Genomic DNA, 6,601 nt, shown 5'->3' on the forward strand with positions numbered 1-6,601 from the left:
CGTCACTACTCGCCCACCAGCCATTTGGCGCGGTAGTGGCTGTGGCTCCCCAGCAGCGGTGTCACCTGCGACATCGCTGCAGCAAGCTGCTCATCCAGCCCCCAGGGCGGATTGATGACCACCATGCCGCTACCGTACATCCCGTGCGCACTCTCCCCCGCGGCCCGTAGCAGCAGCTCGCTGTGCCAAATTTTACGAATACCGCTCGCTTCAAGCCCACTGAGCAACGTTTCGTGATGCCCAGCAGGCAGCAGCGGGTACCAAATCATCAACACGGCGTGGCGCACTTTTTCCAGGGTATAAGCAACCGCGTCGACAACCTCTTGATACTCCGCTTTGCGCTCGTAGCTAGGGTCTACTAACACGCACATTCGTGGCGTCGCCACCGGCACCAACTGTTTCAGCCCCTGCAACCCATCGCCGTATACGCGACGTGCCTGCTTTGGCAGCGTCTGGCCACTCAAATGTTCATGCTCACCCGGGTGTAGTTCAAATAGACGCAGTTGGTCATGGTCACGTAGCGCCTTAGCAAGCCACCAGGGTGACCCCGGGTAGTGAGATAGCACATCAGCGTTGGGTTGTGCTGAATTCAAAGCGGTAAGCCAACGGCTAAGCAACGGGTCGCTCAGCTGCTGTCGGGCCTGCCAGAGCGGAGCGATGCCTTCCCGATACTCTTGAAGCCGCTGGGTCTCTTTGGTGGCTAGCGGATAGAGGCCTCTCCCCGCATGACTATCAACATATGTAATTGCTGATTTTTTACGTAATAAATAATCAGCCACCGCAAAAAGCGTTAAATGCTTCTGGACATCGGCAAAGTTTCCGGCGTGGTAGGCGTGTTGATACGACAGCATGGCAGCTCGCTAGCAATTGAACAAAAAAAAAAGCCCGCTATGTGAGCATAGCGGGCGTTGGACGGCAATGCCGAGATTAACGCATATTACTGGCCGTTGCCGGTAGGCGTCAGGGTGATTTCTACACGACGGTTCTGCGCGCGGCCCTGCTCGGTAGCATTGCTTGCCACCGGCTGGTTAGCACCATAGCCCATGGTGTTCAACCGCATGGAGGACACGCCGTTCTGACTCAGGTAGCTACCAACCGACTGGGCACGGCGCTCTGAAAGGCGCTGGTTGTAGCTGGCATCACCGGTACTGTCCGTGTGGCCGGCAATGTTTACACGGGTATCGGTGTACTGAGTGAGAACATTCGCCACTTCGTTCAGGGCGCTGCGCGCATCAGCTGTGAGTTCAGCGGAATCAAACCCGAACGTGACGCTGCTAGGCATGTTAAGCACAATATCATCGCCACGGCGGTCAATTTCAATACGCGAGCCTTGCAGATTGTCACGCAACTGCTGCTCTTGACGGTCCATATAAGCACCCATACCCGCGCCGGCAGCCGCGCCTACTGCGGCGCCAATTAGCGCACGGTCACGACGGCTCGTACTGCCATCACCGGATAAAGCGCCCGCCGCTGCACCAATCGCTGCACCAATACCGGTGCCCATGGCGGTGCTCGAGCGCTGCGTTTGACCGCCGTAAGGATCGGACGTCGCGCAGCCAGCCAGTAATATCGCCGCTGCCAGTGGGGTCAGTAGTCGAGAAATACGCATCACTCACTCCTTGCTTATGATTGGGTTATTGCCTTATTGATCGCTGGTCACTTGTACTGATCACTTCACTTGTACTGATCACTCTTCGCTGATTAAGGCCAGCAACTCATTTAAGAATAATAGACCTTGAGGCGATGCACGCAGCTTTTCAGGCATTTCCATTAAAAGTCCTTTTTCTTGAGCACTGTGTAAACGCGCAAGTAACAGTGCCTCTGGTTGGCCAGTGTGAGCCGCCCAATCCGCCAATGGTACCCCTTCGGTTAAACGCAGCGCGTTCATGGCAAACTCCAGCGGTAACCCGTTTGGCTCAATGAGCTGCTGGCCTGCTACGAAGCCACGCGGATCATTGGCACGGCGCAAGTACGCATCGGGCTGACGCGTTTTCCAACGCCGTTCGATCTGCCATTTCCCTTGGAAGTCTATGTAGGAGAGCTTTCCATGAGCACCTGCACCGATTCCCAGGTAGTCGCCAAATCGCCAGTAGTTCAGGTTATGGTGGCTCTGTAGCCCCGGGCGGGCATAAGCGGAAATTTCGTAGCGCTTTAAGCCAGCCTGTTCAAGACGCTGGTGACCTGCTTCCTGAATGTCCCACAACGCCTCCTCCTCCGGCAAAGGAGGAGGGTGAGAAAAAAAACGCCGTATTGGGCTCCAGGGTGAGTTGGTACCACGAAAGATGCTCAGGATCGAGGGCAAGCGCCTGATCAATATCTTCCATGGCTTGCTCAGGTGTTTGTTGGGGCAAGCCGTGCATGAGATCGATATTGAGGTTATCGAATCCCGCCGCTCTGGCTTCACCGATGGCAGTCACCGCTTCGTTGCCGGTATGAATTCGCCCCAACGCACTCAGTTGAGTGGGGCGGAAACTCTGCACCCCCAAAGACAATCGATTGATACCGGCTTCCCGATAACCAATGAACCGCTGCTGCTCGGTCGTGCCTGGATTGGCTTCCAGGGTGATTTCAATGCTAGGCGAAAAGGCGAGCCGCTCACGAATGCCATCGAATAACTGTCGATAAAACGTCGGCGATAGCAAGCTAGGCGTGCCGCCACCAATAAAAATGGTTTGAAGAGTACGGCCAGACGCCAGCGCCAAATCGCCGTCCAAATCACTCAGCAAGGCGGCCAAATAGGCCGCTTCGGGAAGTTCGCGGTTGTCGGGCTCATGGGAGTTGAAATCGCAGTAAGGACATTTGCGAACACACCACGGCGTATGAATATAAAGCGAGAGCGGCGGCAATCGATTAGCCATGCGCTACCTTTAGAATGTCCACCAACGTGTGTAACGCACGGCCTCGATGGCTCAAGCGGTTCTTCGTTTCACTGGGTAGTTCTGCCACGCTCATCCCCTGATCGGGTAGCCAGAACAGCGGATCGTAGCCAAAACCGCCCTCGCCACGCGGATGAGCCAATACTTCTCCTTCCCAACTACGCTGGACGATCACCGGTACCGGGTCTTCTGCATGGCGTAAATAGACCAACACACACCAGTAACGCGCCGTGCGCTGGCCTTCCGCGCACTCACTCAGCGCTGCCAGCAGTTTCTCGTTGTTACGTTGATCGCTTTTCGGCTCGCCCGCGTAACGAGCGGAATAGATACCCGGTGCCCCGTTCAAGGCATCGACCTCCAGACCGGAATCATCGGCAAGCGCCGGTAACCCGCTTACCCGGCTCGCCTCACGCGCCTTTAACAGCGCATTTTCTACGAAGGTCAGCCCCGTTTCTTCGACGTCGTGGACGCCAAACTCCGCCTGGGGGCGAACATCCAGCCCGAGGGGCGATAGCAACTTATTGAATTCTTTTAATTTTCCAGAATTTCCACTGGCTAAAACGAGCGTTTTGGCTGCATTCATAGGGGCGACCTCCTCACATGAGGCGATCAGTTTACGCCTACCGAGAGCGCAGCTAAAGGCGACAATATGTAACTAAAGGCATATTAGAAAAATGGGTAAATAATTTTTATATTGAAATAATTGATTTAAAATCAACAGCTTATTTCAATTAAATTTTTAATTACCATTTTCTTCATGTTTTTTAATAACAAAACTTTACGAAAAGGACGTATTGGGCAACACTCTTCGTACCTCCTGATTGCTTTCAATCCAACCGAGGCCTCCACAATGTCACATGAGAAGACGCACGGCTTAGTGTACATCGTCACCGAAAAAAGCCCTCAGTCGCAGCTCTTTGCCGACTATTTACACGACCACACGGGTTGTACGGTGAGCATCCACTCACCAAGAAACCAACTGCCTGCTGCCATCCCAAGTAAGCTGCTGATCCTCATCGATAGCGACCATATTGGTGTGGACGCCTTGCCCGAATGGCAAGACAAACTTCCCGATAGCTTGGCTAAAACCTCACTGGCCGCCTTCAACATCCGCGATATGGATCATGCTCTGGAAGCTTTGTCCTGCGCACAGCTCAAGGGCGTCTTTTATCGCAACGAAAGCTTGGAGGTCATTTGCAAAGGCATTCATGCCCTGCTGGAAGGTGAGCTATGGATGTCTCGAGATTTAATGGCGCGTTTGATCCTTTTTTACCGTAAGTATCAAAGCAATGCGTTTCGCCCTGCCTGCGGCTTGACCAATCGAGAAATGGAGATCATTTCGTTACTCAGTGCAGGCTCTTCGAATCAGCAGATTGCCGACAAACTCTTTGTCAGCGAGCACACGGTCAAATCGCACCTTTACAACATCTTTCGAAAAATCAACGTGCACAATCGAATTCAAGCGCTCAATTGGATCCATCAAAACCTCGGACCCATTTTGCCTAATATCGAAACGGCGCGCAGTCTGCAGCGGCATCCGCAATGACTCAATGAGAGATAAGCATCATGGCTGCTAAGCATAAAATTTCTATTGCTCTCTTATGGTGTTTAACAAGCATTGCTAACGCTCAATCAAATGAGCCCGTCGATACATCGTCACTTACCAGAAATGAGCAGGCCGAGGTAGATGCGATTAACCAATTATCGAGCCCGGACGGACCAGAGATACAAGGCCGATCAACTGGCAGTAGTGAACTGACCGGAATCATGGTGGACCGTACCATCACTATGGCAGGAAAAACGTTCTACCGCGCCTTTAGCCAGCGAGCAATGGATAACGTCATCATTGGCAATGCCACTATCACCATTCAAGAGCGCCCTGATGCTCGATGGGGCAGTCAGGTATGGGTCATGGAAGGCAGCCGGATGTACTTTAGAACGCAGCTTTCTCCAAGAATCAGCGAGGCTGATCGCGTAGCGGGAGACGCTGTAAAAATCGTCGAAGACGCACTACTCCAACAACAGCTCTCAGCCGCTTTGACCTCGGATAGAGACTTGGGGAAAGAGGAGATATTTTGATGAAAACGTTAAAGAACGTCGCCAGCATAGGACTAATGACGATAGCGGTAACGCAAGCACAGGCAGGCAACTTGATCTATCAGCCCATCAACCCTTCGTTTGGTGGTGACCCTTTTGTGGGTAGCTACTTGCTGGGTAAAGCACAGGCACAGGACACGACGACGGATCCGAACACACGCAGTGTACAGTCTCTCTCGTCAACGGAACGTCTACTACAAAACTTGGAGAGCCGGTTGATCTCCCAATTGATTTCTGATGTCAGTCGTGGAGAAGTCGACGAAGGTAGTTTCGATAGCGACGAGTTTGGCGTTGTCGTCAGTGATAGTAGCGGACAGTTAGTGGTTCGCGTCGTCGATAAAATAACCGGCGACGTGACTGAAATTAGCGTAGGCGGTTTATTCAACCCTTAATGATCAAAAGTACACGTTACAACAAAGTACGGCTTAAGGTATTCAGGGGAACACCATGAAAATAATTGCCTCGATCGTCATTGCTGGGCTACTCAGCGGGTGCGCTGGAATGGTAGCCACGTCGGAAAATTTAGAAGGAGCCCAGGCAACGCTAACGCCGAGGGGCGCCACTTATCAAGACTTGGTCTCTTTACCGCCTCCTGCGGGAAAAATATTCGTTTCTGTATATGACTTTAGAGATCAAACCGGACAATATCGACCCGCCCCAGCCAGCACTTTTTCAACCGCTGTCACCCAAGGGGCCGCCGCCATGCTTACAGGTGCGCTGGCTGATTCAGGCTGGTTTATACCTTTAGAAAGGGTGGGATTACAGAACCTGTTGACCGAACGACGCATCATTCGCGCTGAATTCGAGCGTTTTGGCCAGCCCGATACCTTGCCTTCACTTCGCGCTGCATCCGTGATGCTCGAAGGAGGCATTATCGCTTATGAATCCAATGTCCGCACGGGCGGTGCGGGGGCGGAGTACTTTGGTATCGGGGCATCGGGTCAGTATCAAGTCGATCAAGTCACGGTGAATTTGCGCGCGGTAGAAATATCCACCGGTGAAATACTTGCCAACGTCACTACCACCAAAACCATTTACTCTAAAGAGCTCAGAGCTGGCGTGTATCGCTTCATCGACTTTAGGCGTTTGCTAGAAGCAGAGGCAGGTATCACCACGAATGAGCCCGTGCAGTTAGCGGTAATGTCCGCTATCGAGTCTGCAGTGATTCACTTGATTGCCCGTGGGGTAGAAAACCGTCTTTGGAACCTATCACCAGGGACCAATCTGCAAGAAACGGTTCTAGGCGACTACCTCAACGAACCTATACCTATGCTTTGAGTATGCATTCCCTCTATTGATCCTGAATCCGTGAAGCCGGCGCCGACACTTTCCCTATCACCGCCAGCGAGCACTTTTTGATCATTCGCCCCGTGCAAGTTGGCTTTCGCAAGCCCGTTATTGCCAAAACCCACCGTGCTGATCGGTGCTGACGGCCCGTTTTGTCATGCCTTTCCACCCGCCAGGCACGACATATCTGGCGATCGCGTGTCGCTTGGAACTGCTTGTGGATAGAGTGTCGCCGATTGACGGTCAGCATGGCGTTCCTCGTGGATAACGCAGTCGGCTCCGCAGCGTCTTGAGCACCGTCATGCGCCCGATATCCTGCCCGAAGTCGAGGATGATCTGCC

Annotated in this window: 7 protein-coding genes and 1 pseudogene; 4 read left to right on the plus strand and 4 right to left on the minus strand. The window is 53.0% G+C overall.

The features are described 5' to 3' along the window. Positions 1 to 5: 5 nt before the first annotated feature. The 4 genes and pseudogenes from rlmJ to rdgB form a co-directional block, all read right to left on the minus strand. Positions 6 to 851: a 23S rRNA (adenine(2030)-N(6))-methyltransferase RlmJ gene (rlmJ, locus tag A3220_RS00275; RefSeq protein ID WP_062372255.1), complete on the minus strand. Its 846-nt coding sequence runs from the start codon at positions 849 to 851 to the stop codon at positions 6 to 8. An 86-nt stretch (positions 852 to 937) separates the two neighbouring features. Continuing rightward, on the minus strand, positions 938 to 1,609 hold the full coding sequence (locus tag A3220_RS00280; protein ID WP_062361041.1) for an OmpA family protein: 672 nt from the start codon (positions 1,607 to 1,609) through the stop codon (positions 938 to 940). Between the two features lie 78 nt (positions 1,610 to 1,687). Then, positions 1,688 to 2,858, minus strand: a pseudogene (hemW, locus tag A3220_RS00285) (radical SAM family heme chaperone HemW). Then, positions 2,851 to 3,459, minus strand: a complete 609-nt coding sequence (gene rdgB / locus A3220_RS00290) for an RdgB/HAM1 family non-canonical purine NTP pyrophosphatase (RefSeq protein ID WP_062372258.1) — start codon at positions 3,457 to 3,459, stop codon at positions 2,851 to 2,853. Before rdgB ends, hemW begins: the two are co-directional and overlap by 8 nt. A 267-nt stretch (positions 3,460 to 3,726) precedes the next feature. Here rdgB and A3220_RS00295 point away from each other — a divergent pair, with 267 nt between their 5' ends. The 4 genes from A3220_RS00295 to A3220_RS00310 are packed head-to-tail and all read left to right on the plus strand — an operon-like array spanning position 3,727 to position 6,251. Beyond that, the gene (locus A3220_RS00295) at positions 3,727 to 4,422 is read left to right on the plus strand and encodes a LuxR C-terminal-related transcriptional regulator (protein ID WP_062372260.1); all 696 of its coding nucleotides are present in this window, start codon (positions 3,727 to 3,729) and stop codon (positions 4,420 to 4,422) included. Between the two features lie 20 nt (positions 4,423 to 4,442). Then, a complete protein-coding gene (locus A3220_RS00300; protein ID WP_084812721.1) occupies positions 4,443 to 4,955 on the plus strand; it encodes a CsgE family curli-type amyloid fiber assembly protein in 513 nt (170 codons plus the stop codon). Continuing rightward, complete coding sequence (locus A3220_RS00305; RefSeq protein ID WP_062372263.1) at positions 4,955 to 5,365, plus strand: curli assembly protein CsgF; 411 nt, start codon at positions 4,955 to 4,957, stop codon at positions 5,363 to 5,365. The genes A3220_RS00300 and A3220_RS00305 overlap by 1 nt, the downstream gene beginning before the upstream one ends. A gap of 55 nt (positions 5,366 to 5,420) precedes the next feature. Further along, a complete protein-coding gene (locus A3220_RS00310) occupies positions 5,421 to 6,251 on the plus strand; it encodes a CsgG/HfaB family protein (RefSeq protein WP_062372266.1) in 831 nt (276 codons plus the stop codon). Positions 6,252 to 6,601: the final 350 nt, after the last annotated feature.

This window comes from Halomonas sp. KX33721, assembly GCF_001596805.1.
GTDB classification, from domain to species: Bacteria; Pseudomonadota; Gammaproteobacteria; order Pseudomonadales; family Halomonadaceae; genus Vreelandella; species Vreelandella aquamarina.

Coding starts and splice junctions, on each gene's coding strand:
- rlmJ (WP_062372255.1), bottom strand. CDS start 851: ATGCTGTCGTATCAACACGCCTACCACGCCGGAAACTTTGCCGATGTC.
- A3220_RS00280 (WP_062361041.1), bottom strand. CDS start 1,609: ATGCGTATTTCTCGACTACTGACCCCACTGGCAGCGGCGATATTACTG.
- rdgB (WP_062372258.1), bottom strand. CDS start 3,459: ATGAATGCAGCCAAAACGCTCGTTTTAGCCAGTGGAAATTCTGGAAAA.
- A3220_RS00295 (WP_062372260.1), top strand. CDS start 3,727: ATGTCACATGAGAAGACGCACGGCTTAGTGTACATCGTCACCGAAAAA.
- A3220_RS00300 (WP_084812721.1), top strand. CDS start 4,443: ATGGCTGCTAAGCATAAAATTTCTATTGCTCTCTTATGGTGTTTAACA.
- A3220_RS00305 (WP_062372263.1), top strand. CDS start 4,955: ATGAAAACGTTAAAGAACGTCGCCAGCATAGGACTAATGACGATAGCG.
- A3220_RS00310 (WP_062372266.1), top strand. CDS start 5,421: ATGAAAATAATTGCCTCGATCGTCATTGCTGGGCTACTCAGCGGGTGC.